Annotated in this window: 20 protein-coding genes and 6 pseudogenes; 24 read left to right on the top strand and 2 right to left on the bottom strand. The window is 39.7% G+C overall.

Annotated features, from left to right (window positions below; all coding sequences use genetic code 11):
* Positions 1-256: 256 nt before the first annotated feature.
* From WFI24_RS31850 to WFI24_RS31775, 16 genes and pseudogenes are all read left to right on the top strand, one after another.
* A complete protein-coding gene (locus tag WFI24_RS31850) occupies positions 257-820 on the top strand; it encodes a hypothetical protein (RefSeq protein WP_336765815.1) in 564 nt (187 codons plus the stop codon).
* A gap of 338 nt (positions 821-1158) precedes the next feature.
* The gene (locus WFI24_RS31845; RefSeq protein ID WP_336765814.1) at positions 1159-1587 is read left to right on the top strand and encodes a hypothetical protein; all 429 of its coding nucleotides are present in this window, start codon (positions 1159-1161) and stop codon (positions 1585-1587) included.
* A gap of 267 nt (positions 1588-1854) precedes the next feature.
* Complete coding sequence (locus WFI24_RS31840; RefSeq protein ID WP_336765813.1) at positions 1855-2505, top strand: recombinase family protein; 651 nt, start codon at positions 1855-1857, stop codon at positions 2503-2505.
* Between the two features lie 141 nt (positions 2506-2646).
* Positions 2647-3714 (top strand): copper amine oxidase N-terminal domain-containing protein, encoded by a 1068-nt coding sequence (locus tag WFI24_RS31835; protein WP_336765812.1) that lies wholly within the window; start codon positions 2647-2649, stop codon positions 3712-3714.
* A gap of 390 nt (positions 3715-4104) precedes the next feature.
* On the top strand, positions 4105-5019 hold the full coding sequence (locus WFI24_RS31830) for a helix-turn-helix domain-containing protein (protein ID WP_336765811.1): 915 nt from the start codon (positions 4105-4107) through the stop codon (positions 5017-5019).
* Positions 5020-5154: 135 nt separating this feature from the next.
* Positions 5155-5391 (top strand): annotated as a pseudogene (locus WFI24_RS31825) (PBECR2 nuclease fold domain-containing protein); the annotation flags it as partial.
* Between the two features lie 373 nt (positions 5392-5764).
* The gene (locus tag WFI24_RS31820; RefSeq protein WP_336765810.1) at positions 5765-6040 is read left to right on the top strand and encodes a hypothetical protein; all 276 of its coding nucleotides are present in this window, start codon (positions 5765-5767) and stop codon (positions 6038-6040) included.
* A gap of 11 nt (positions 6041-6051) precedes the next feature.
* The gene (locus tag WFI24_RS31815) at positions 6052-6384 is read left to right on the top strand and encodes a YolD-like family protein (RefSeq protein WP_336765809.1); all 333 of its coding nucleotides are present in this window, start codon (positions 6052-6054) and stop codon (positions 6382-6384) included.
* A gap of 323 nt (positions 6385-6707) precedes the next feature.
* The gene (locus WFI24_RS31810) at positions 6708-7571 is read left to right on the top strand and encodes a methyl-accepting chemotaxis protein (RefSeq protein WP_336765807.1); all 864 of its coding nucleotides are present in this window, start codon (positions 6708-6710) and stop codon (positions 7569-7571) included.
* A gap of 709 nt (positions 7572-8280) precedes the next feature.
* A pseudogene (locus WFI24_RS31805) lies at positions 8281-8964 on the top strand (IS3 family transposase); the annotation flags it as partial.
* A gap of 257 nt (positions 8965-9221) precedes the next feature.
* Positions 9222-10628 carry a helix-turn-helix domain-containing protein gene (locus WFI24_RS31800; RefSeq protein ID WP_336765806.1) on the top strand — a complete coding sequence of 469 codons (1407 nt, stop codon included), beginning with the start codon at positions 9222-9224 and terminating at the stop codon, positions 10626-10628.
* Positions 10629-11004: 376 nt separating this feature from the next.
* Positions 11005-11252 (top strand): annotated as a pseudogene (locus WFI24_RS31795) (hypothetical protein); the annotation flags it as partial.
* 349 nt (positions 11253-11601) lie between these two features.
* Positions 11602-11853, top strand: a complete 252-nt coding sequence (locus WFI24_RS31790) for a hypothetical protein (RefSeq protein ID WP_336765804.1) — start codon at positions 11602-11604, stop codon at positions 11851-11853.
* Between the two features lie 309 nt (positions 11854-12162).
* Positions 12163-13281: pseudogene (locus WFI24_RS31785) on the top strand (IS3 family transposase).
* 659 nt (positions 13282-13940) lie between these two features.
* Positions 13941-14753 (top strand): hypothetical protein, encoded by an 813-nt coding sequence (locus WFI24_RS31780; protein WP_336765803.1) that lies wholly within the window; start codon positions 13941-13943, stop codon positions 14751-14753.
* Between the two features lie 224 nt (positions 14754-14977).
* Entirely contained in the window at positions 14978-15190 is a 213-nt protein-coding gene (locus WFI24_RS31775; protein ID WP_336765802.1) for a hypothetical protein, read from the top strand.
* 325 nt (positions 15191-15515) lie between these two features.
* On the opposite strand, the pseudogene WFI24_RS31770 reads toward WFI24_RS31775, so the two are convergent.
* Positions 15516-16657: pseudogene (locus WFI24_RS31770) on the bottom strand (IS3 family transposase).
* A 61-nt stretch (positions 16658-16718) separates the two neighbouring features.
* The gene (locus tag WFI24_RS31765) at positions 16719-17075 is read right to left on the bottom strand and encodes an integrase core domain-containing protein (RefSeq protein ID WP_336765801.1); all 357 of its coding nucleotides are present in this window, start codon (positions 17073-17075) and stop codon (positions 16719-16721) included.
* A 278-nt stretch (positions 17076-17353) separates the two neighbouring features.
* Between WFI24_RS31765 and WFI24_RS31760 the strand changes: the two genes are divergently transcribed.
* The 8 genes and pseudogenes from WFI24_RS31760 to WFI24_RS31725 all read left to right on the top strand — a co-directional run bounded on the left by WFI24_RS31760 (position 17354) and on the right by WFI24_RS31725 (position 25392).
* Positions 17354-17638 carry a hypothetical protein gene (locus WFI24_RS31760; RefSeq protein ID WP_336765800.1) on the top strand — a complete coding sequence of 95 codons (285 nt, stop codon included), beginning with the start codon at positions 17354-17356 and terminating at the stop codon, positions 17636-17638.
* A gap of 395 nt (positions 17639-18033) precedes the next feature.
* Positions 18034-18666, top strand: a pseudogene (locus WFI24_RS31755) (IS3 family transposase); the annotation flags it as partial.
* A 396-nt stretch (positions 18667-19062) separates the two neighbouring features.
* The gene (locus tag WFI24_RS31750) at positions 19063-19260 is read left to right on the top strand and encodes a carbon storage regulator (protein ID WP_336765799.1); all 198 of its coding nucleotides are present in this window, start codon (positions 19063-19065) and stop codon (positions 19258-19260) included.
* Positions 19261-19284: 24 nt separating this feature from the next.
* Positions 19285-21030, top strand: a complete 1746-nt coding sequence (locus WFI24_RS31745) for a flagellin N-terminal helical domain-containing protein (protein ID WP_336765798.1) — start codon at positions 19285-19287, stop codon at positions 21028-21030.
* A 477-nt stretch (positions 21031-21507) separates the two neighbouring features.
* Positions 21508-21870 (top strand): hypothetical protein, encoded by a 363-nt coding sequence (locus tag WFI24_RS31740; RefSeq protein WP_336765797.1) that lies wholly within the window; start codon positions 21508-21510, stop codon positions 21868-21870.
* Positions 21871-21933: 63 nt separating this feature from the next.
* Complete coding sequence (locus tag WFI24_RS31735; protein ID WP_336765796.1) at positions 21934-22353, top strand: VanZ family protein; 420 nt, start codon at positions 21934-21936, stop codon at positions 22351-22353.
* Positions 22354-22468: 115 nt separating this feature from the next.
* Complete coding sequence (locus WFI24_RS31730) at positions 22469-23251, top strand: tyrosine-protein phosphatase (RefSeq protein ID WP_336765794.1); 783 nt, start codon at positions 22469-22471, stop codon at positions 23249-23251.
* A gap of 74 nt (positions 23252-23325) precedes the next feature.
* Positions 23326-25392, top strand: coding sequence for an S-layer homology domain-containing protein (locus tag WFI24_RS31725; RefSeq protein ID WP_336765792.1), 2067 nt, complete (start codon positions 23326-23328; stop codon positions 25390-25392).
* Positions 25393-25565: the final 173 nt, after the last annotated feature.

The raw sequence follows: 25565 nt of genomic DNA, 5'->3' as shown, positions 1-25565 counted from the left end.
TTTATCCAGAACATGATTGTTATCTGACAGTAAGAAAACCTCTTCATTTTCTTGCAATATAATCCCTCCATATCTCACATATTCATGGAGTCAAAGGTGTGAGACCCGGCATTTTTTTGTCCCCATAATATTACAAATATATACAAAAATTTACTATCGGTCAATTCTCAAACAATCAAATACCTTTGTAATAAAGGTAAATGTGAATGGGATGTGTATATTTGGTAACATACATCCATGAGGGAGTGAGCCAGCTATGTTAAATGAAAAAATCATTGTGCGGGTCAGCGATCACGTACCTGGATATGAAGGAAAAACTGTGGGTGTTGCCCGGCAAGGTGACGTTTTTATATTTCGCAGCCCGATCGGTAATTTAAGTGATGCTGAGTATCTTACATGCTATAAGCTTAGTAGAAGTGACTTTGTAGAGCCGTTCAAACGCTCTACAGAGCGCCAATGGATCGAACAGGAAGAACGGTACCGATTATACTTCAACGGACTTGCAGAACGGTTTATGCCTATAATAGAAGCCTACTGGCAAGAGGATGGGGCAGATGTAGAACTATATTGGTCTGTTATGGAAAAACAAGGTATAGAAAGCCACTGCGCGGATCTGATGCTCTTTAATCAGTATCTATGGCGCAAAGCCAGGGAGCTGGAAGAAAATGAATCGGCGAATCTTAGGCGAATTGATCAGGTTTATGAGATGATCAAGGGCATTAGTAAGATATTTGAGGTTAGAGCCGGACACAACACAATAGAAACAGACTCTATATATTTCAAAACAGACGATTCTATTTTCTGGCATGGGTGCTTATAAGAGAAATGCACATTCAAAATACAAAGAAGCTCATACAAAAAAGGATCGTCAGCATTTTCTGCAACGATCTCTATTGTAAGCCCACTAGTTGAGAACAGCAGTTGATCACTTTGATCGGCTGCCTTATTATTTTTGAGCTATCGTTTCCCGTTAGTTTAGCCCGCGCCATAGCTGGGAGCTGTGAATACAATATAACTTGAACAAAAAAGCCCACCAGCTTAATACTGATGGGTAGAGAGGTGTCCTTTATATCTTACGCACAATGATTAACGTATGTGCGCATGTTTCTGATTAATCCAAAACTACAAGTCCAGAACATGATTGGAGGTGTATTCTATATGACTCAATTTCTTGATGCACGATCAAGCCAAAATGCTAGCTATGGAGGATCTATATCAGTCACTCTCCCAGCTTCTATCCCTACAGCAGTGGGGGATATTGGTCTTAATACGGCGGGAAGCACAGGCGCTATTCGAGTCATACTAAATGGGATTGCCGAGTTACAATTTGCTACCCCTCCTGATCCAGACTCAGTAGCAGTCATCGCTATAGTACGAGGTACAACACCAGAGGATACTATCGTTGCTTTTGCTATATATCCGATAACTTCGACTGGTACTTTTCAAGCTTTAAATATTACCGCAACGGATACCAACGTTCCAACTCCTCCTTCTGGTGAACTGATTTACACATTCTTTTTATTTAGTACTTCGGAAGCAATACGTATAGGAATGGAAAGCTTTAATGGTGCTGCTTATTCCGATTGAATGCAAGATATATATCCTTTAAAAGATTTTCGCTCGTTAGTTGAAAACAGCAGCCTGAATATCCGGCTGCTGTTGATTTATTTCTCTCTATCTTTTTGCTATTTTTACTGCCCGCTATTTAAGTAGGCATCATGAATACAGTCCGCAAAGGTATACCTTTAAGGAGAGTAGGAAATTAGAGTTTCGTAAATACCTAAAGGTATTGATTTGTTTTTATAAACGTTTTTTTTTATGTTAAAACCTTTTCAAACAAACAAGGAGTTGATTATGAGAACACGTACGAGAATATACGGATATGCCAGGGTTTCCACCAAAGAACAGAATGAGGATCGGCAATTAACGGTATTGCGGGAACAAGGTATCCCAGAGGAATATATTTTTGTTGATAAGGTTAGCGGCAAGAATTTTGACCGTCCGGAGTATCAGTTATTAAAACGTGTACTTCGAGAGGGCGACACCTTATTTGTAAAATCCATAAATAGGTTTGGCCGTAACAAGCAGGAGATTCTGAAAGAATGGCAATGGTTGATCGATGCAAAAATCCACGTTGTGGTGATCGACATTCCCATTTTGGATACCAGAAAGTACGAAGAACTAGAGGGGATCGGGCAGCTCATTATGGATCTGGTGCTTCAGATCCTGAGTTGGTTGGCTGAAGAAGAACGTAAGGGGATCAAGCAGGCGCAGGCTGAAGGAATTGCTGAGGCCAAGAAAAAAGGGCGGCACTTGGGGCGGCCGCAAATTAATCTAAATACTCTTTCACCAGGACAAAGGGGCATACTGGATGCGAACTATAAGCCCTGGAAGAATAATGAGCTTTCGGCTGTAGAATTTATGAAGAAACTCGATCTGAAGAAGAATACTTTTTACAAGATTATTAGAGAATATGAAAACGAGAGAGGTAGTAGTAATGAATAAAAGCATTCATACGTCTTAAGTAAAAGTGGTCTTAGCTGTTTAGAATCAAAGTATACGATACCTGAAATTTAAAAGTATTTCGGAGTAATTATAAAATAAACTAATTTAGAGGAGTTGGTACATATCTTTAAGAAAGTACTGATGTCTATGATGGTAACGGCTACAGTTGTAAGTTCGTTCGCAGTTTTCGCAAGTGCAGCTGTCCCTATTGATGTTGTAGTAGATGGCTACAAACAAAGCTTCCCAGACGCTGAACCATACATCACATCTACAGGTACAACAATGGTACCTTTGCGTTTCGTAAGTGAGAAGTTGGGTGCAGAAGTATTGTGGAACAACAAAACTAAAATTGTAACAATCAACAAAGAAGGTAAATCTCTAACATTGAAAGTAGACGGTAAACAAGCCGTTCAAGTAGAAGGTCGCACACTGGTACCTTTGCGTTATGTAAGTGAAAACTTGGATTCTAAAGTAACTTGGGATAAAGATGCTTATGCTATCAAAATCGAAAGTGAAACTTTCCAAGCTACAAGCAAAGCCGGACAAGTAAACCTGGATGATTGGGGTCGTATTAAGAGTGACACTCAAAATTCTTCCGACTGGATCCTGATGGAAGATGTATCTCAACTTGTGTATCTGAAAAAATTGCGCTCTGTAACCGCAATAGGGTCAACAATATCTTCTAAGGGCTACTTCTCTTCTGGGAAGTTGTACAAAGAAAATGCTGACCGGATTGCTATGAATGTAAAGAACTACTATGATTTGGCTTTAAATGTAGATTATCGTACAGTCACTAAACAAGGATACTACAATAAAGTTCTTTACTTGCTTGGTTATGCTAAGACTCCTAGTACTACTAATTCTTATAATTTCGTTGATCATGTTAAAAAGAATAAAATTATCACAGAAGGATATGCTTTCCCTGAGCAGTCTATGATTTATCGTAAAGACGGGTCTACGTTTATTCGGACTAAATTTAAATTCCGTGTAATCCAATCTAATGACATGAGTCAATTCTCTATGGATAACTTCGATCCTTCTGATTACTCTGATAAAGCAAAAGGAATCAAAAAGGGTGTTTGGTATGAAGGCTGGTCTGATGTAGTATTATACTCCAATATTGCTAATGATCAACTTAATACTTATAAAGTAGGTAGTACAGAAAATATGTTTATCAAGGGTTTCCACTCTTATAAGGAGTTGAAATAATTAATAAACAGGAGGATAGAATGACCCTTCAACAGGCCAAGTAAGAAAAATCAATTCGATCTGAGTGAGTTACATAAGAATTATTGCCAATTTGGATCCCCGAAAAGTCAGCGCTTTCAGCTGACTTTTTTCGTTTTGTGATCTTAATCAAAAAAAAATGAAATAATGTTTTGATACGAAAGTTGGAGACGTGTCGCCTCTTATGTGTTTATTAACTTCTTTATTATTACTCATATTATAGTATTTCTTATTATTTGTACGAAAGTTAGCGCACATTTTGTAGCGTTACGACGCAACGAGGAATGGAAATAGTATTCTAGTTATGAAGTAGACGGTGTATTTTACTTCGTGCTACACTACGTTCAGCAAGTTAGCAAAGGAGAAATATGGATGCCTCGGATACCCATTCGCACATTATCATCTAATGGAGACGACGAACTGGATGAACTGCGTAAACATTATAAAAGCTGGAGAATAAATAATTCCAATATGAATGCTCCTTTCTTTGCCTTATTCCGATCGTTTAAGGAAAAAGGAATATTAAAGGAATTGGATGAAGGCGCTTTAAGGCTGTATCTATATTTTGGATTTGTTTCCGGCAACGAAGAAGGAACTAGTTGGCATAGTGTTCAAACTATTGCGAACTATTTCGATGTTCAAACTCGAACCATTGATAACTGGATAAAGAAACTCGTGGATGAAGGATTAATTTACAGAACCAGAGATCATAAGAAATCCAATACAACTTTTCTAATCCCATATACAGACACATTTGTACACATTCAACCAAAGAAAAAACATAAGGTTGATAATCAGGCTTTGCTTGATGATCTGATCCAATCTGTGGGGCGGCTGTCCGCCGTATATGGTTCGATTATAAACGTGTACCATATCTTTCATTGGGGCTTGGATCAGCGGTCTAAAGAAGTGAAATTGGATAAACCTAAAACCAATTTTCTATTTATTATCACCAAGAGAAGTAACGACGGAGTTTTAGTTGGCCACAGGCATAATCTAACCCATTCAGATCTTTATGGGGTTAGTGAGTTGGAAATCGAGGATGTCGTTGTATTTGAAAGTCCGTTTCTATACAAGAATGACAACGTTACTGGTCTGGCTGTTAATCACAAATTTCGTCTACGAACTAAGAATGGCGCTGAAACAAATATGGAAATGATGAGGGATTTAGCTGCTGTTGAGAAGGACGAGCTTCTACAGCATTCAAAAGTAGAGTATGGACTTATAAGTAAATTTTTCGATGATGAGTCTGATGAAAGCGAATCAGAGGAGGAAGGAGGAGACTGATTGTCACCTGATAAGATTGGGAAGATAAAGAAACGTGAAATTGAGTTGCTGGGATTATCATATTCTGAAGGGTTCGATATCCTGTGTGGTCCGCAGAATGTTAGCCATATGCAGAAGTAGCATCCTGAAGACTTTCAGAAATATGGACATTATCTACAAGATATTATTGATTCGCCTGATTACGTTTCACTACATCCTCAAGATCAATCCATTCAATATATCAAAGAATTTTATGTGGATGGAGCTAATGATCGGGTTTTGGTCGCGGTTAGAACGACTAGACGTGGGACATTATTCGCTCGGACACTTTTCGTAATGTCAGAGGATAAATGGGCGAATTATAATGCTAGAGGGTATATAAAGGCATACTGATAACTTATAATAGGGATAAAATCAGCTATTCCGTAGGATAAACAGGTTGCACGAATGTAAATGATATTCTATAATAGAAATACGATTAAATGCATACACTACTTAATGAGAAGGATCTGAGGTTTGGAACAGGCAGCCAGCGCCCCATGATTTATCATGGTTTGGAGATCCGGGAATGTCACCCCGGCTATCCTTCTCAAAAAGTGATATGAAGACCGCAGCTTTTAGCAGCGGTCTTTTTTGTTGCATTTTACAGACAACGAGAAATTTTTTGACTCTTTATTCATTTTGAATGGTTTTAAGAATATCTATTAAAACAAGAACATAAGTTCCTGTATAATTAGCAATGCAAAGATGCTGAAAGGACGATATTATGCTTGATGATACAGAACGTAAGATATACCGGATATTACACAACTACTCTGTTGGGCGAAGACGGTTCCCGTCCATGCAAGAATTGATGGTCAAAACCGGGAGGTCAGAAAGGGACATTACCCAAACGTTAATCAGTTTGGAAGATAAGCTCTTTATAATTTGGGACGATAAGCGGCAAGTGGAATCCATTAAATTACTTCAAGGGTGGGAACAGCAGCCTAAAAGCGAGCCGATCAAACCACCCGAAAATCTGGATTACTGGACGAAGTACTAGGGGGCAGAGTGATGTCAAAAAAATTGAGTAATAACGGTTTATTTGAGTCCTCTCGAATTATACTGCCTGAGCATCGTGAAGCTTACACTCAACATATGTCCAAGGTTGATAAGAAAGCAAAGCCACTGATCGATGAGCAAGAATGGCAGCAAATCGGAGTTTCTCTCTCTGAATCACTACGCCAGCATGTAAAGGTGACGTTGACTCTATATGATCCTTACCAATTTAAGGAGTTAACGGGACTCGTTTCTGTAATCAACACTTCTCGGAAGGAAATTAAATTTCACTATGACGACGATTGGGATTGGATTTCGTTTGATAAAATCGTATCGGCGCGTATATGAAAAGTCCAAGGTCGTGAAGTGATTTGGATCCCAGGGAAGCTTGGCCGTGCTGGTGATACTAGGTTTGGAAGAAAGACTAATTCGAGATGGTAAAGCTGTCGATGAATTGTTTACGGTGGTAGCAGATCAATTATTTGGAATAAAATAATGGGAACTGATGGACTAAGCAATCGTTGAGATAAGGGTCAGAAGACAGTAGATATACTAAGCGAACAGGAGACCCATCCTAGATCTATTTAGGAAGAGTTGTTAGTTAAAAAAGGATTATTATATTTATTTGTGGAAGTAAGTGTGAGAGGGAAGGAGTATGAGGTTAATGCAACTTGTCAAAAGATTATACATATCGTACAGAGTGGGGCGACATCAAGATGCATAGCATTAAATCACTAGAAGCTACGATTGCAATGATCCCAATTTTTAAGACGGCAGTTCCGGCCGACTTATCAATTGCGATTTGTGATACAGAGAAGTTTGTAGCGTATTGGCCTGGAGAAAATATCGATTTACATATACGGATCGGTCAGCAGTTACATCAAGAAGAGCCGTTATTTCAGGCCATTCGAGACAACCTTACTTTAAGAGCGGAAGTGCCCTCTGAATTTTACGGATTCGAATTTATTGGGACAGCTACACCACTACATGACTCCAGCGGAAAAGTCATTGGAGGCATAGGAGTTCAGATTAGGAAGAAGACTGAACTAATATTTATTTCCAATCAAATCTCGCTTTCACTGTCGCAAGCTAACCGTCAGCTCTCGCAAGTTACGGATAGCTCGATTGGAATGGCTGGGACTGCTCAGGAGCTTCGTGATCTATCTTATCAGACGGTAGAACAGGTGAATGAAACGGACAAGGTGTTAGCTATCGTTAGAAGAGTAGCAGACCAGACAAACCTATTAGGCATTAATGCGGCGATTGAGGCGGCACATGCTGGGGACCATGGAAGAGGGTTCGGCGTTGTTGCTAACGAGATACGGAAGTTATCCAATGAAACAGTCCATTCCACGAATATGATTCAGCATACATTGAGGACACTTGAAGATGCTATGAGTGAAATGCGTCATTCAATAGAACATATGGCGTCTATCGTGGATCAGCAAGCAATGTCATCTCAGCAGGTTTTAGCTTACATTGAAGAGATTCATCTTATGTCGGAGCAGCTCAATCAATTCACAAAAAAATTATGATTACATTTGTTGATGTAACATCCACTGGGTTAGAATCCTACGACTATCCTGTGGAAACGGATGTGTTGTTAAGATGAGCTTAACTCCCCTTCGATCCTAATAATATCAGCAGAAAAGCAACCATGATAGGTTGCTTTTCTGTGATTTCAAAGTGGAAGAAGTTAATAGAAATTTGTGAGCACGGAAACATCTATACAAATGATGGGTTTTTAATATGGGCAGAAAATGGTCTGACCATTGTAGTATGGATTCTCAGCAACAATTTGTTTCAGCTAAGGCACCACTTGAAGTAAAACTCATGTCTGTCTGGAACCACGTTTGGTGATTTGATTCCGTGTTATTGTACCAAATGTAAATATAGTATACGGGCTAAGTGGGGTGCGATTGTATGGTGCTTGATTATACAAGTCATCTACCTCTGGTTAATTGACCTGATATCCAACAATGAAGAAAATACAATGTACTGTTTTTCTAACGCGCAAATTTTGCATCAGATACTTTAGAAAAGAAATAGAAGAAAACCCAATGCATAAACAAATTTATGGCCGTACTTAGCAATCCGTAGTTGATAAAAGAATACAAGTAATCATTATCCAGTACCGGTATTGCCCCAGGACTTAAACTGATTAACCACGTTAGGGTAACACTAGCGTTTTCGTTGAAGTTATATAACGCGTTGGCCCACATTAATGTTCTTGCATCGAAGGAATCGATTTATAATGAGCATGAGGCACGTTATGGTTATTGTCGAATTCGTGGCGAGTTAATCAATCGTGGACTCCGTGTGATGAAGGTGTTGGGATTAAAGTGTTTGGTACGTATGAAGAAATACCGTTCGTATAAATGGAGAATTGGCAAGATCGCACCGAATATATTAGAACGCAAATTCCACGCTGAATGGCCAAACGAGAAGTGGTTACGGATATTACAGAGTTTAAATTGTTCGGAGAAAAATTGTATTTATCCCCCATACTCGATATAGATAATGGAGAAATCATTACATATACGATTGGTTCAAGACTAGTCTACTCACTTGTTTCCACGATGTTAAATCAAGTATTTCACCGATTAACAGATGAGGATTAACTCCTTATTCATTCGGATCAAGGTTGGCACTATCAGATGAAACCGTATTGTCATGCCCTTGAAGAACGCGGTATCACGCAAAGTATGTCCCGTAAAGGTAACTGTTACGATAACGCCATCATTGAGAACTTCTTTGGCATCATGAAATCCAAATTTCTATATTTAGAGGAATTTTAAAGTGTTGTCTCACATTTTAAACAAGAGCTATCCAAATACATCGATTACTTGCAACAACAAACGCATTAAGGCAAAACTAAAGGGCATGAATCTCGTACGCTACCGGGCTCATGCCCAACAAGTTGCCTGATGATATGACCTGCCTAACTTTATGGGGTCACTTCACTATGGTCCGGTGGTTTTTCATTAATTATATTGAGATCTCGCCGTGGTCGCCAACTGGCAATTTGTTTATTTTTATCATCCCTATTACTATGGGGGATTTTTCTAATTTAAGTCGTGATAACGTATTTTCGTTGTTGACCGACGGTTGATTCATAACTACTATATAGTGATATATAGGAATAAACCCCTAAATTATGGTTTCTTACGAGGAGGTGACGTGTTTTGGAATCTGCAAATTCTATTCGTGATGAACTAATGCACTATATGAAAAACAACAATATTAAACGTTCGCAATTTGCTGATATAGCCGGAATTAATTCGGGCACGCTTAGCCGGGTCTTACAGGGCAATAAGCCTATATCTGTGAACCAGCTTGTTGTTATTACCGCAGGGATGGGGCTACCTCAAGAGTATTTTTTTAAGGACTACATAGAAGAATGTTTTTCCTTCGACATTTCCATACGGCGCATACGACCATTTATTTTTCATTGTGCTGAACTAGATCGTTTAGATTGTGTTGAACAGATTGTAAACCGTTTGTTGGATGACTTATCCTATGTTTCTGTGCTTTTTGAAATTGCTGAGGAGTTGTATGGGAACGACAAACCCCAGGCTGCTAGGATTATATATAGAGGTTTGAGCGAAGCTGAGAAGTATCAGCACTCTGAACGGTTGGCGCTGAGCCAGTACCGCTTGTTTCTTATTGATTTAGGAGATAATCTGGAAGAGAATGTTCGCGCGGCAACTCAATTTGAGTTATACGTTAATCGTCTCAATGAAGCCGATCAAATTGAAGCCTTAAAGCAGCTGATGCACGTTTTCGGTATGGTACATAAATGGGCCAAAGTGGATGCCTTAGCTAAGAAATTGCACCGTATCGCAACTATTCAATATGATTTTCATTGCCGGTCTGAGCGAATAGGAGAAGGGCAGAAACGAACGGAGCGTCCTTTGTATTACTATATTCTTTATGCTTACTTGGCTCGATCTACAGCTAGTGAAGAATGCAGTGACTACAATAGAGCTTTAGAATTTGTCTCTTTGTATGCTGATGGGGAAAGTTGGGTGCAGGAAAAGGACGAGGAATCCAGGCAGATCATTAAACAATTTTCAGACTGGGCGGTTGCCAATACCTATCTTTATCGCGTAATGTCCGGAGAAATAGATGTACTGTATGAGTACGCCGATTATATAGCGTCCCAAGAAAATGAAATATTCATTGCTGTACGGCACATGGTCCAGGCAGCAAATTTGTATGGATGGAATATCGATAACATCCTGAAGCGTTTTGCATCATATATACCCTACCAATCGGGCAAAACAAAATTCGGTGAGTATAAGCAGGCCATTCTGAAAGAGAGCTACGCTCAATTCCTTAGTGATCTTGCGGTATATCGTTTCAATGAAAGCAAAGACTCTGTAACTGCAATAAAACTATTGTTAGAAGGTTTGAGTTTATCTATTATAATGAACAGTGGTAAAAACATCATTACGTGTATGACTCTTTTTGAGCAATATAGAGATTGTGCGGATCTCAAAGCGCGAGAGAAATTCAAAAAACTTTCAAGTGAGGTGCATCGACTCAATGCGAAAAAAAAGTATTATACTTCTTGGTTCTCTGTAGTGTAGCTATTGTCGTATCTACGCCCCATACATTGACTTTACTAGGGCATGGATGGGGGACCTAACTTTTAGGCGTGGAAATACATGGGGTGTTCCTGATTCTCGGGAGCATTCTTTTTTTGTTTCTGGTTGCAACAAGAGCCAGGATTAATGGAAACCTTCCGGATCGGGAGGGTTTTAACTTTTTTGTGCGTTTTAAGATGTAGCTGAGGGGCGTATACCAAGAAAGAAGACAAGAACAAGAGAGTTAAGCGGCATGCATTCTTGAAGTGCCGTATGCCTTCATGTTGTCATGCTATAAAGGAAATGTTGAAAACAGAGGATGTGATCTTATATGCACCATCTAAAGGGAATGGGGCAAAAATGCACAGCACATCCAAGATCCATAGAGAACATTCACGTAGCTACATGTACGATTGACCGTGACTGTGGCGCAGATGAAAGGCGCATGCTTTCCCTAAGAGGTGTGGACACCAAGGAAGGCTATGACCTCTTGATGAATGGCCCTATGGCAATGGTGGCGATATCGAATACATAAACCCATCAGATAATCGTGGAGCCGGTAACTGGGTCGGTAATCAGTTGCAAGAATATCCAGTCGGTACACTAGTAGAATTTATTTTTGAATGAGGTGAATGGTAGGGGTCATCTTTCAAATAGCATCAAAAATACAGTCAACGTTATGGATGGATATACAACTGGCACACTGTTTGTAGATGAATATTATGTTGGCCTACTGCTGGAGGGAGGGTCAAAACTACATTTGTATGGCAGCCAGCACATAGAGGTACGTAATGATGACGAATCATATGAGTCAGATGTACGTATCTGGGTTAAATCTGCGATAAAAAATCCGTTTGTAATACCCGATATCTCATTTCCCAGCTCTGTCATCATATTATCTTGAATATTATAGAAAATTCGACCTAGGTCTGATAGACTAACATTTTACATAATAGTTTAATAAGGAGAATGTCGCGTGGTTAATAAAACAATCATTAAAGAAGCTAAAGGCAAGGTACTCGTTAGGGCTGATTTTCAAGTCTTTACAGATGTACAGGTATTTTCACATGAGTTCTGGAGCAGCAAGAAAGCTTTTCTAGAGAGCCAGCAAGAGGAAACTTTCGATACCGAACAGCAAACTAGTAATTCCAAAGTAAGGGTAGTTAATGAAATGACAGATGATGAAGCTATACAGAAATTTAATGAATTGCTCGGACTTGACGATTAGATAAAAGAAGGCTTTTGCCAGTATACAGCGGCAGAGCCTCTTCTCACATATAATATCGCACCTTCTGTCTCTGGATAGCGATCAGCAGGGAAGATGAGCTGTAATCGCCACATCCTCTATGTTGCAGCCTAGCCAGCTTCCAACAGTGCTTTGCGTGGAGTTTAAACAGAGGTGCATTTTTGTTAATTCAGACTTAATACAATAACCGTTTCTTCGCAACGGACCACAATGAATCGTCTACACTAAGTTGGACAGAAAAAATAAAGGCTTGTAGAATAAATCTATCATGCTAAGGAGCGGATCCCTACAATGCCAAAACAACAACGACGTACTTTTACAGCAGAATTCAAAAAACAAATGTTCAGCTCTATGAAAACGGAAAACCCAGAACCGCCATTGTCGAGGAATATAACCTCTCAGCCTCCCCGCTTTAGATCGTTGGATCAAGCAGTCCCAGACCTCAGGTTCTTCAAGGAAAAGGACAATCGTTCACCCGAAGAAAATGAGCTGAATGCTTTACGAAAAGAGAATCAGCGTTTGAAAATGGAGAATGACATTTTAAAGCAAGCCGCGCTGATCATGGGACGAAAGTAGCTATCATCCAGAATAACCGTGATAAATACTCGGTATCAGCAATGTGTGACGTCCTGCAGATCGCAAGAAGTACATTCTATTATGAACCAAAAGAACAGCCTAAAGAAGAGAATCTCATGGAAGCCATTTGGATATTTTTCACAAAAACCAAAAAGCCTACGGCACCCGTAAGATCAAAATCAAGCTTCAGGATCAAGGCTTCAGCATTTCTAGACGCAAGATTGGCCGGATCATGAAAGAACAAGGCCTGGTTTCCACGTACACCGTGGCTCAGTATAAACCTCATAAAACGACATGTAACGAAGCGAATACGGCAAATGTCCTACATCGGGAGTTCGGACAAAACGAGCTCAAACGTTTCGTGGTCAGTGATCTGACCTATGTGAAAGTCCAGAACAGGTGGCATTACATTTGTGTACTCATTGACCTGTTCAATTGAGAGATTATTGGTCATAGTACAGGTCCAAATAAGGACGCTGCGCTGGTTTCCCGTGCCTTTTCTACCGTGAAGGGGAATCTGCGTCACATTCAGTGGTTTCATACAGAACGAGGCAGCGAATTTAAAAATGAAAAGATGGATGAGCTTTTGGAGACCTTTGACACGGCCGATCTCTTAGCAAAAAGGGCTGCCCCTACGACAATGCGGTGGCAGAAGCAACCTACAAAGTCATGAAAGCAGAGTTTATTCACCAGGTGAACTTTTAGAGTTTTCGTCATCTGGAGTTGGAGTTGTATGACTATGTAAACTGGTTTAACCATCACCGAATTCACGGAACACTGGGATATCTGACACCAGTTCAGTATCGCCAAGAAGCCCTTAAAAAAGCTGTCTAATTTTCTGTTGACAATCCACAACTCTGTCATAAGAGCATGATAGGGGGTGACTAATTGAAGCCATTCTTAGTGTCTCTAAAAGAACGTGCTAGTATCTGGAGCATTGTATCCGTTATTTTTGCATCTTTCCATAAATGTATTACAGGGGAATATAAGTTAAGTTCCTAATCCCATACCGATCATTAAGAAGGTTATATTTTATTCGCCCGACGACCGTTTCAAAAACTTAAAACCTTCCATACCTCAATTGACCAAATAATTTATTTGAAAAAACCGATATAGTATATTTAGATGACCATCTATCTGTAATGGAACAGTAGGAAATGAATACAAAGGAGAATAAACATAATAGGTTCGGAGGGAAGAACCGTGAATAAGAAAGTTACAGCATTGCTTCTAAAGAATCAGTGGAACTTTCAGAGATGAGGTTAGATAATTAAAAATACGTTTGAAACTGTTTCTCTTGATATTAGGGGAATACGATAGCGAGTGCAACTGAACTCCGAACCGAGTGGAAAATCAATCTGTAATTGGATTGAATGGTTTCCCTATGATATGGTGTGAAACTAAATCGGTCGACAACAATACATTAACTAATCGTTTGACTACATAATATTCTATAAGTGTAGATATGAAATATACAGTAAAGGGAGATATTAATGGTAGTTATACTACAAAGAGTTATGAGAGATTTTACACAAGCAGCAGAAAGATTAAGCCTTACTGGTTTAGTTAGCTTCCAAGGTGGGTTAACTTTAGATACAGCATTACACAAATATAAGCAAACAACAACAGCAGCAACTTCATTCAAAGAAACCAATTACTATAAAGATGCAAGACGAACTTGGGAGAGACTGCTGAAAGAAGTACCTGATGCAGTTTCTATGTACTCTCAAGAAGGGATTGTTTTTGAAGTTCTATCCAGATCAGGATTTGACGAAGACCACCTAAGTGAAAGAGTTATTATTAAATCAGATACTAATCATCTATTTGAATGCGAGATGTTTGTAGACATTAAAACAGGTCGACAATCGATTTGCATTTATAAAGAGTCAGAGAAGTCAAGCTACATACTCAAACTAGCAACGCTAATATGTTCAGCTATTTCAGGAAGAGCTGCAAATAGGCCTAGAGAACTTTATGAATTATTTTTACTAACTCACTTAACCAACTATGACTATAACACTTTACATAATGTGTTACGGGAAAGAGCAAATAAACCAAGAGGTCTAATCTTTCCCTACCCGGAACTAAGCTTTAAAGAATGTCAAAGGTATTACAAAAGCGCAAAGAACTTGACAAGTCAGCCTAACTTCTCAGAATTATACTACGCTATTCATGTCTTCTTGTATCCTTTAATTAAGAACATAAGCGAAAACAATAGAGATCTAATTTGGGACTGTCAAAAGAAAATATGGGTAGGAGGTAATACAAATATTAAAACGAACAATCTCAATCTCTTTGTTGTATAGATTTGGACGAGTAATAGAAATTGAGCTGAAATATCATACTTAAATGATATGGAAACAGAATACAAGAACTTGTATAGGGATCTCGTCGGATCCCTTTCTTTGTATATTGACATCCACAATTACAAAGACAGATTATATCTATTCAAAATTAAATCGTCGAGACTAAGTATATAGTTCAATGTTATTGCTAATTGATTTCCAAATTATAGGGGGGTGAGATCTATATGTTTCAAAATGAATATTTCGCAACCGTTAAAATTCTCCACCAAGAAAACGGCACCTCAGTAGGAGAGGTAAAAGAAGTAGTGCTTAATAAGTATCCAATGAAAGGTCAAATAGTATATCTTAATAATAATTTTTATCAAATCACCAAGAGAGTGGATGGTTTATTTGAACTTAAAGAAGTAGAAGCTATACTAGGGCAAGAGGTAAACTAAATGACAAATTAAATCCTAGTTATTGGTTTTTTTTATCTCTTCGCAATATCAAATTATTATCCTAAGGGTGACCTGGAGGATTAAAGTTGGATTTGAACCAATAACAGGATATTTGCTATATTACGTGGGCAAAGATACGCTTGAGAAGCACAATATTAAAAGATGCGATATCCCTGAGGACAGGGACCACATTTGGTGAAGTCAAACAAGAAAACAAGTTGTACATGACCTAATATGTTCACTCAGAAATCAATGGATTTAAAAAAAGGATGGCGTAGGGGACTGCACCCCTTATGTGAGACAGGGATCAAAACACCTTGCAAGTTTAAGTAGCCAGTCTTCGGAAATTTATCGGAGACTGGTTATTTAGTTTCGCTTGAATTCGAATTAAGTTATAGTAGTTGATGTATTCTCGAACGGTCTGTTCAACGATGGCCGTCGTTGTGCACCTAAGATCTTCGAGGTAGAACGTTTCAGACTTTAGTGTGGAATGAAACGACTCAATGGGAGCATTATCAGCGGGCGTTCCTTTACGGGACATGCTATGGTAATGCCTTTTCCCTTTACTACAGTCTGGTAAACTTGAGAAGTATACACGCTACCTTGGTCGCTGTGGAGCAGCATATTTGTCCGCTCTGGAAGTTGGTCCAGCGTATCCAAAACCAAGGATGTGTCCTGCTTGTCCGCTATACTGTAAGCGACAATCTCTCCATTGTACAGATCCAAAATACTTGAAAGGTATAACATTTTATTACCGAAAGGCAAGTAAGTAATGTCGGTCACCAGTTTTTGCAAAGGAGCTTCTGCATGAAATCTGCGCTTTAGCAGATGTTCCGCAGGTTCTGCTGGTTGCCCTGTGTTTTTTCGTTTTTTATCCTCACTCGGCACTGTAAGTCCTCGTACTGCATAATTCGCTGTATCCGTTTATGATTTATGGGACCTTCAATCCGAAGCAAGGCAGTGATTTTTTGATATCCATACCGGAACTTGTGCTGAGTACAAAGCTGAACTACTTTCTCGACCATCGGATCTGGATGCTTGCTCTCCCAGGTTGTCTTCCAGCGGTAGTAGGTCGCTCGAGCAATTCCAAGCCATGCACAAGCTTCAGTTATGGTCACTTCTTTGTGAATGGACTCGACCCAAGCGATAACGACTTCTGTTTCCACCTCTTTTCCAGTTCCTTGTACTTTTTTAGTAGATCCAGTTGTTGCTTCAAGAATCGGTTTTCTGCCTTAACTTTTTCGAGTTCTGTCGTGTGTTCTGGACCTCTTCCATAGCTATATTGCTTACCAACCTGTTGCTCTAAGCGATGTAATTCTCCTTTTCGATATCATCTCATCCACGTTTCTATCTGTGTCTTATTCCGTATTCCGAGCTGATCCATAACCTCTTTCACGGGTACCTCTGCCAATCTCATTTCTATGGCTTTCATCTTTAATTCCAGGGATAACTCACTCTGGTTGCCATTACCAAAACACCTCCAAGATGATTGGTCAAGACCCCATTTAATAGACATTGAAAAAAGACCCTAGGCTATAAACTGCTTCCGGAACTCTACCGGAGGCAGTTTATTTAGTTTTCGTTGTGGTCGATGTTGGTTGTAAAAATGGATATACGCTTCAATTCGCCTTTGTGCCTCGTCCATATTTCGGATATCATAAGGATAGAGTCCTTCCGTTTTGAGATGCGAGAAGAAGCTCTCCATCGAGGCATTGTCATAACAATTCCCTCGGCGAGACATGCTGATTTGGGCGCCAACCTTTGGCAGCATGTCGTGGTAGACATAAGACGTGTACTGGAATCCCTGATCGCTGTGAACGATCAGTCCCGTCACGTCTTTTGTCTTGTAACTTCTGACCTTTAACTGCTGGCATAAAAAATGCACCCCTTAGAATTTCATCGGATAAACCAGGGGTTTAATCCAATGTCTATTCTAAGGGGTGCACTTCAGATCTCCCTATCTTACGACAAGGTTTCATTCTCTTGAAGGTGTTTTGATTTGTCTCACGTTACGGGGTCAGTCCAGTATTATCCCTCAAGGTAGACAGTGAAAAAAGAGGTCATGTTAAAATGAGCTCAACACTGAAAAAACCGGAGGGGATTTTTTACTATGCTAGCGAAAAAAGTCCAAACCTTTAATCAATATAGTGAAGAAACAAGAAAGTGGCTGTTCGTCTGCGATTGAAGAAGACTGGACGTACAGGTCGGATCATGGAGAAGTTTGGGATTAAGAGTGAAAGCCAGATTATTACTTGGATACGGAAAAGCCAAAAAGGGGAGAGTTTTGAGGATTACCTGGGACGTTGGACGAAAAAGCATTTTAGTAGTGCAGAAGAAGAAAATGCGTATCTAAAAGCGCAGGTAGAATATCTAAAAAAGCTCAATCCGAACTTGCACGGAGAGCGAAGCTGGATTTCGAAGCCCGTTCCAGTCCACTCGAAGAAATAAGCACGTGGGATCCTGTGGTATGGCTGTGTAGAATTGCTGAAATTTCACGTGTAGGTTACTACAAATGGAAGAAAAATGCTAACCTCAGAGAGAAACGAGCAGATTGAGACGCGGATTTGAAAGAACACATTTTAGGCATTCATCGGCTTCGCCCTTATTTTGGCTATATAAATTGAACTAAAGAATATTTACACTGCACACTTCGATGACAGAATAACCTTCCGATCGCTGTTATCCCCAGATTTTTTTTGATTCCTTTTTATGAAGGGTAAATCCGGGGATAGCGTATGCTTCCGATGTAGCTTTCTTACAGAAAGCTTGTAGGCGCACGCTCCGCTTCTTCAGGTCCTTTCTGTCCTCTCCGTTTGTGTAAATGTTTAGTTCAATTTATATAGAAACGTATGCGAACCGCTTTAGGAAAAGAAGGCTTCGTGGTAAATCACAAGAAGTTACGCCGCTTAATGAGAGAACGCCAGATTCGTTCCGTGATTCGCAAGAAACGTCCATTTGCTGGTCGGAAACCGTCCGTTCTGTTCCGTAATGTCTTAAATCGAGAATTATCGACGACCGCTCCAGTACAGAAGCTCGTACGGATATTACGTATGTCCGGATTGGACCTCTCGGTGGTAATGGATCTGTACTACAACGAAACTGTAGCCTGGGAACTCTCCGATCGAAACGACCTAAAACTCGTGATGGACACGGTGAAGAAACTCGGATATGGACCATCCTTACTCCATTCGGACAAAGAATTTCAGTATACAACACAAAGCTATGCCAATTTGCTTGAAGAGAAAAAGCGGACGGGTAGCCATTCCCGGCGCGGGAACTGCTATGACAATGCCTGTATTGAGTCGCTCTTCTTCCATTTAAAGACGGTGAAGTTGTACTTGGAGAAGCCACAGCATCCATCTGGAGCAAGCAAGAAGCCAAATTATGGAGTATGTTTTTTTTACAACAAGGAACGTTTCCAAAACAAACTCGGCGACCTCTCCCCGATTGAATTCCGGGAAAAAGTCGCCACTTAATGATTTCTCTTTTTTTATTGTCTAATTGACGGGGCTATGGCCACCTGTACAATTCAGAAATCATCTTTTTCAGTAGTATAGTCTTGTTGGAACAGTCCTTTACATAGGGGGCAGTTTACCCTTTGGGTGCTTTTCATATTGCTTACGTGGTTCTGAGAGTAGTCTTACACCAGAGTGATCAATAATCAAGGGATTACTGACGGAAGTGCACAACCAAATGTGTATTAACTTTAGTTTTACTGCAAATAATCGATTCTACTTCTTGTATTATTCCGTACCTAGTAGGAGGTAAATTGATCATTTTCAAAAAAAAATAAAGAATTATCTCATCATCTATAAACTTCCTACAGACTACTGACGATATATACATTATCACAACAAGGAGGTTGGTAGTCCATGGGCAAACTATCTTTAACGCGACGACCAGGTGAAGGTATTATTATTGATAAAAAAATCAGAATTACGGTGATGGTAATCAATAACGTACCTAAACTTGTGATCGAAGCACCAAAAGATGTGAACATAGTCAGGGAAGAAGTGCTTACGGTCGAAGAAATTGAAATATGCAGGGAGAACGGACTCTCCCTAGCTTGAAAACCACATGGAGGTAGAATTTAAATGATTATCAACCACAATATTGCGGCGCTGAACACGCACCGCCAGCTGTCTGCTAACACAGCAAACACGAACAAAAACATCGAAAAATTGTCTTCTGGTCTTCGCATTAACCGTGCTGGCGATGACGCCGCTGGTCTGGCGATTTCTGAAAAAATGCGTGGTCAAATCCGCGGTTTGGATCAAGCTTCTCGTAACGCTCAAGATGGTATCTCTTTGATCCAAACAGCTGAGGGTGCTTTGAACGAAACTCACTCCATCCTGCAACGTCAACGCGAGATTGCTAACCAATCCGCTAACGGAACAAACACGGATTCCGATCGTCAAGCTCTGCAAGACGAAATGAACCAATTGACTTCCGAAATTAACCGTATCGGTAACACGACTGAGTTCAATACTCAAAAATTGTTGCAAGGTGATGGAAAAACAAATCTAGATAATACAGGAATTGCTAGTGCAACAGGCTCTATGGGTAGTGGTACTTCGGGGGCAACTAATCATTCGCAAGCTACACAAACGTTAAATGCTGCTGCCGCTCAAACTGGTACAACGTTAAATGGCACCTCAATGGAAGTGACGTTGAATGGCGAAAAACTAACTATTAATTTCAAGGATGATGCCTCACTAACGGGTGGCGATAATATTGCGGTAGATACTGCTGGTGTAACTGGTAATAGTATTACAATTAATGTTAAAGGTGCAATAACTACTGGTGGTACTGATTCAGATAATGCACTAGGAAATGCAATAAGAAGTGCTTTGACGTCAATGATTGGTAAAAATGATGTTTTAGCTGGAAACTTCTCGATTACAGGTAATGATGATGCTATTACTATTTCTGCAACAACAGAAGCATTGGGTGGGAAATTTGACGGATCTAAAGGTAATATAGCTGCATTCTCTGACGTAGCTGCAACAACTGCAACAGGTGCTGCTGCTGTAGGTACTACAACATACACACAAGCAACCCATGTAGTTGATTTCGCCTCAGTAACTAATGCTGCTGCTGCTGATGCTTTAGTTGGCAAAGGCTTCTCTGTTAATGACAATCAATATGAGTTTTATAATGCAGATAAAGGTGCGTACACTGGAAATGGGATTGGGGTAAATATCAGTGGAGTTACTTCTGCCGCTACAATGGCTGCAGCAGTAGCTGCACAAGTTAAAGGTGAAGGTTTTACAGGTGCGGTAACTGGTGATACGGTTGTCTTCACAGCAACAGCTTTAGGGAAAGACGGAAATAATAGTGTCGCTTTTAAAGATGGTGGTGTACAGGAAAGTTTCAAAACATCTTTCCAAATCGGTGCGAATACTGGCCAATCTATGAGTTTAGAAATAAACGATATGCGTGCTAATGCTCTTGGTATCACAGGTAAAGCTGGGGATTCAGGTTTTACAAAAACTAACTCCGTTACAAATGGTACAAATGATGTTAAAGGCGAAGCTGCTCTTAATATCGCCACAAAAGATGGAGCTTCTGCTGCGATTGAAGTCCTTGATAAAGCAATCGCTTCAGTTTCCAGCGAACGTTCCAAACTTGGCGCTGTTCAAAACCGTCTTGAACACACAATTAACAATTTAGGTACATCTTCTGAAAACCTAACTGCAGCTGAATCTCGTATTCGCGATGTGGATATGGCTAAAGAAATGATGTCGCAAACGAAGAACAACATCCTAGCACAAGCTGCACAAGCTATGTTGGCTCAAGCAAACCAACAACCACAAGGTGTTCTGCAATTGCTTCGTTAATCCAAGTTATCACCAAAAGGATCCTAGGAAATCTAGGATCCTTTTTCGTTTTGCAAGTTACCGAAAATGCGATCAAGTAAAATGGCATTACAGAGATTAACTTCTTGTAACTTTCTTTATATGGAAAATAGATTATAATGGGATACAAAATGGAGCATTCTGTAACTATCATCTCTTTTAATTTTATAAAAAAATGAGGAGGTAATACCCATGCCATTAATCTATATGAAAAGGATCTGGACCCCTCTCGAACTTTTTGGATTATCAATATATCGAGGAGAGGGTGGGATTTGGTATTCTAAAAGAAGAAATAAACCCATGAAGAAGCTTTTTGATTCGAAATGAAATGGTTTTTGTTTTCATCTAGCGTAATAATACATCTTTTTTTCCTAGAATCATTAAGTTTTTCGCGCAACTTGCCGATAAATGGTATATAAACAATTTCTATTTTAACGTTACGGAGTGTTTACATTTTAAATGATGACCTCATTAAAAGGCAATGAATCATTAAAAGCCTATATGGACAGAATGGATTACATTATTTTTATGATTGAAAATGACTCTGATCAAGAGAAGATATCTACCTTTATATCTGACTTACGAAATGATTTGCAAAATGTGCTAATCAAAATACAACAAAAAAGATACATTAAGTATCGAACTCGATACTCGGAGCACGTGTATTTGCCAGCAATAAAAGAAGCGCAGCTGAATATTTACGTGCGCTCAGGAGTAAGTAATCAACATGCTAGATGGGTAAGGCAGCTCATACAAGTGAAAATGAAATTAGAATGGTACTTAAAACTGGGCGAAAATACGTATTATGCTGATGTTAATTAATACATACATGTAAAAAGTGAAAAGACCAACTACTTTATCAAGCTAAAGACAGGATGGTATGAAATGAGACGAACAGCAATCTTAGCTTGGTGCATCCTTCTATTTTTAGGGACTTGTGTAAAAGATGTTAGACATATTCTAACGGATTTTCAGTTTGTGATTAATTTGCATCCAGAATGGTCTGAGTTTTTGCATAAAGACAATTACCGATCCACCTCATATATTATTCAAAAGATAGGCCACTTTGGTGGCTTTTTTGTGCTTTCAGCGCTAGCTAGTAATCTTGGGCGGTATAAAAGTGGATTAATGTTCGCAATAGGGTATGGTATATTCACTGAGCTTATTCAGCCCTTTTTTAGTCGAGATGGGCGGATTCTCGATATCTTCATTGATGCTGCTGGTGCAGTACTAGCATTTATTATCGGAAGTAGGATTTTCAGGGATCATCATCTGATAAATGGTAAAAAAAGCACAAGAAATTAGGTGTTTTATATCGAAAATTGTACTTTTGTGTTACAATTTGGATAGGAAGGAAATACTATTATTCGTTCTTATGTTCTAATTGCATAAAGACACCCTTATTTTAGGAGTTTTTAAAATGATTGATATTCATAGTCATATCATCCCTTTTGTTGATGATGGACCAACCGATTGGGATATTGCTATCCAAATGGCAAAGCAAGCCTACGCGGATGGTATTCGGGGGATTGTAGCAACGCCTCACCATAAAAGTGGAAGATACATCAACCCTGGTCACGAAGTAGTGCAGTGGGTTGGATTATTAAATGAAAAAATCCAGGAAATGAACATGGATTTGGTTGTATTCACAGGCCAGGAAGTTCGAGTTCATGCTGATTTGCTTGCCAGCCTAAGAAATGGTGACTTATTAAATTTACATGAGTCCCGCTATATGTTGTTAGAGTTACCATCTTCCAACGTACCTAAATATGCTGAGGACATTGTGTATGAGCTTTCTTTGCTAGGTATCCAGGCAATTATCGCTCATCCAGAGCGCAATGCAGAAATTGCAAACAATCCAATGTTGTTAAGTCGTCTTATCGAAGCTGGGGCATTAAGTCAAATCACGGCTCAATCCATCACTGGACATTTTGGCCGGAAGCTTCAAAAGATTTCCCTGCAGCTATGTAAGTTGAATGCCGTTCACTTTGTAGCGACAGATGCACACGATCCAGTCAAAAGGGTGTTTTGTTTATCTGATTGCTACCAATACATTGAGAGGAAGCTAGGGATTGAGTGGGTTCGCTATTTTAAGGAAAATGCTGAGAGGGTTATCAATGATGAACCAATTCATCAACCAAGGGACCAAATAAAAGAAAAAAGATCACGACTTTACATTAATTTCCTTGGCAAATTCCGTTAATCGGTTTAAGATGCTTTAATGGAATATACTTAGGCCAAACTTTATATTCAAATACATATTCAGAGGTGGAAAACGTGACGATCAAGAAGAAAATTACAGTATCAACACTAGCTGTTAGTATGGCAGCTGCATCGATAGCCAGTTTGCCTTTAAGCAGCAAAGGGCTAGCAAATTACTTTGGTAGTACAGTAGTTTCAGCAGCATCTAGTTCGAACTTGGATAATGTGAAACAGAGATTGGACCGTGTTTACGGGGCACTAAGTGCCAGTGATAAACTGAAGTTGCAGGCATTACGAACAGAGATTAATACCAAGATTACTAAAGAAAAGTTTGAGCAGATCGTGGGTCCTGTACTTCCACAATTAAATGGTTCGGGAGTCTCGACGGATACATTGTTTGATTTCTTTAAAGCCGTTAGCATATTAACGTACGATCCTTCCTATGATAATTTAGTAGCGATTCGTAATAATCCTACATATATTACCGCGATTAAAAACATTGGACAAGCCGGTGGAATTGATAACTTAACCGTTGATGATTTGGTTCAAGTAATCATGGGCGGTAATGGTAATGTAGGTGTTGAAAAGAAATTGGTTGATTTGATAAAAAACAAATCATTGGTAGAACTAAATAACATACTTAACAATAGCCAAGCACGTCATGATTTGCTACGTGAGGCATTCCAAAGTGTTTCGAATACTTCTATTGGAAACACGACCGTCTCTAGTGTGCTTTCTAATCTAGGTATTACTGATGAACAATTAGCGACCAGTATCATAACTACAGAAAGTGCGCTCGATAAGGATATCGTAAAAAGTGCATCACTAGCCTTGGTTCTTGCTTATTTAAAAGCAGAGGGCATTGATCTTTCTTCTCCTGGAGGCGGCAGTGAGAACCCAGGTGGAGGGGGGAATCCTGGCGGTGGAGGAAGTGCCGGCGGCGGAGCCTCAGGAGGAGGTGCAGTTACACCAACACCAGGAGTAGGCGGATCCTTAGAATCTTTGCTAAGCGTAGATGCTTCCGAATTGCTTATTATTCAAGATGGCAAAGCAACGCTGCAATTGAATGATGCAGATATCCTTAAGGTGATCGAAGCGATTAAAGCTGTAGCTGGAGCCCAACAGGATCTCACACTATCCTTGGATCTTGGAAAGGTAGAAGCAAACACAATCTCGGCGCCGATTTCTAAAACGATCTTAAATGCTGCTAAATCTGCTGGAATTAAAAATATCGCTGTAACGGTTAATGGATTGACGATTACACTTCCTTTGGAACAGTTTGAAGGAACGTTGAATCTGTCCATTACAAAACAGGAGGATACAACAGTAACATCATTAACAAAGCTCCAATTGGCATCTGATGTCTATGAGTTTGGAGTTCAAGAAGATGGGAAGCAGATAACATCGTTCCAAAATCCAATTACGATACGAATTCCGCTTCGTGATATGAATGTGGATAAAGAATTACTCTCGGTTGCAAAGATTGTGAACGGCTCTCTAGAGTTCCAAGGTGGAGTTGTTGATGATCAGTTTATTGTTGAACCACGGGATACATTCTCGTCCTATGCAGTACTCGAGAACAAGGTTACTTTTAATGATATCAGCAGCGTTGAAGCTTGGGCTGGACGTCAAATCCAAGTGGTAGCAGCTAAAGGAGCTATCGAAGGTAAAGCAACTGGTGTCTTTGCACCCAAGGACGCGGTGACTAGAGCTGAATTTGCGAAAATGCTGATTCGTGCACTGAATCTCGAGAACAGCTCTGCATCAGAATCATTCAGTGATGTCAATGCATCGGATTGGTTTGCTCCATACGTTGCAGCAGCGGTTGAAAAGGGAATTATTCAAGGCCGTACATCGGAACGCTTTGCACCGCAGGATCAAATCAGCCGTGCAGAAATGGCCACAATGATTTCACGGGCATTGAAAACAACTGGAAACTTGGAGGAAGTCAAGGATGTTACTTCTGTGCTGAGTCAGTTTAGTGATGCGAATCAAATCAGTAATTCACTGAAAACTGATGTTGCACTGGCTGTATCGAATGGTTTAGTTATCGGAGCAAACGGAAAGTTTAACCCTAATATCAGTGCAACACGTGCAGAGGCAGCAGTGATGATCTACCGAACAATGAACTTTACAAAATAATAAACACCATTAATAAAGGATACCTCTTCTCACGTGGATGAGAGGAGGTATCTTTTGAATGGGCTGTAATAAGAAGTATGGGCACTAAGTGGGAATAATTAAAATGGGCTCATGGTCGGATCTGTGTAGAATGAAGTCACTGCAACTACCATTCACAAAAGAGAATCCACCAT

The sequence above is a fragment of the Paenibacillus sp. USHLN196 genome (assembly GCF_037144955.1).
Taxonomy (GTDB): Bacteria; Bacillota; Bacilli; order Paenibacillales; family Paenibacillaceae; genus Paenibacillus; species Paenibacillus xylanexedens_C.
Note: the sequence above shows the minus strand (reverse complement) of the source record. Positions and strands in the feature narration are given on the sequence as shown.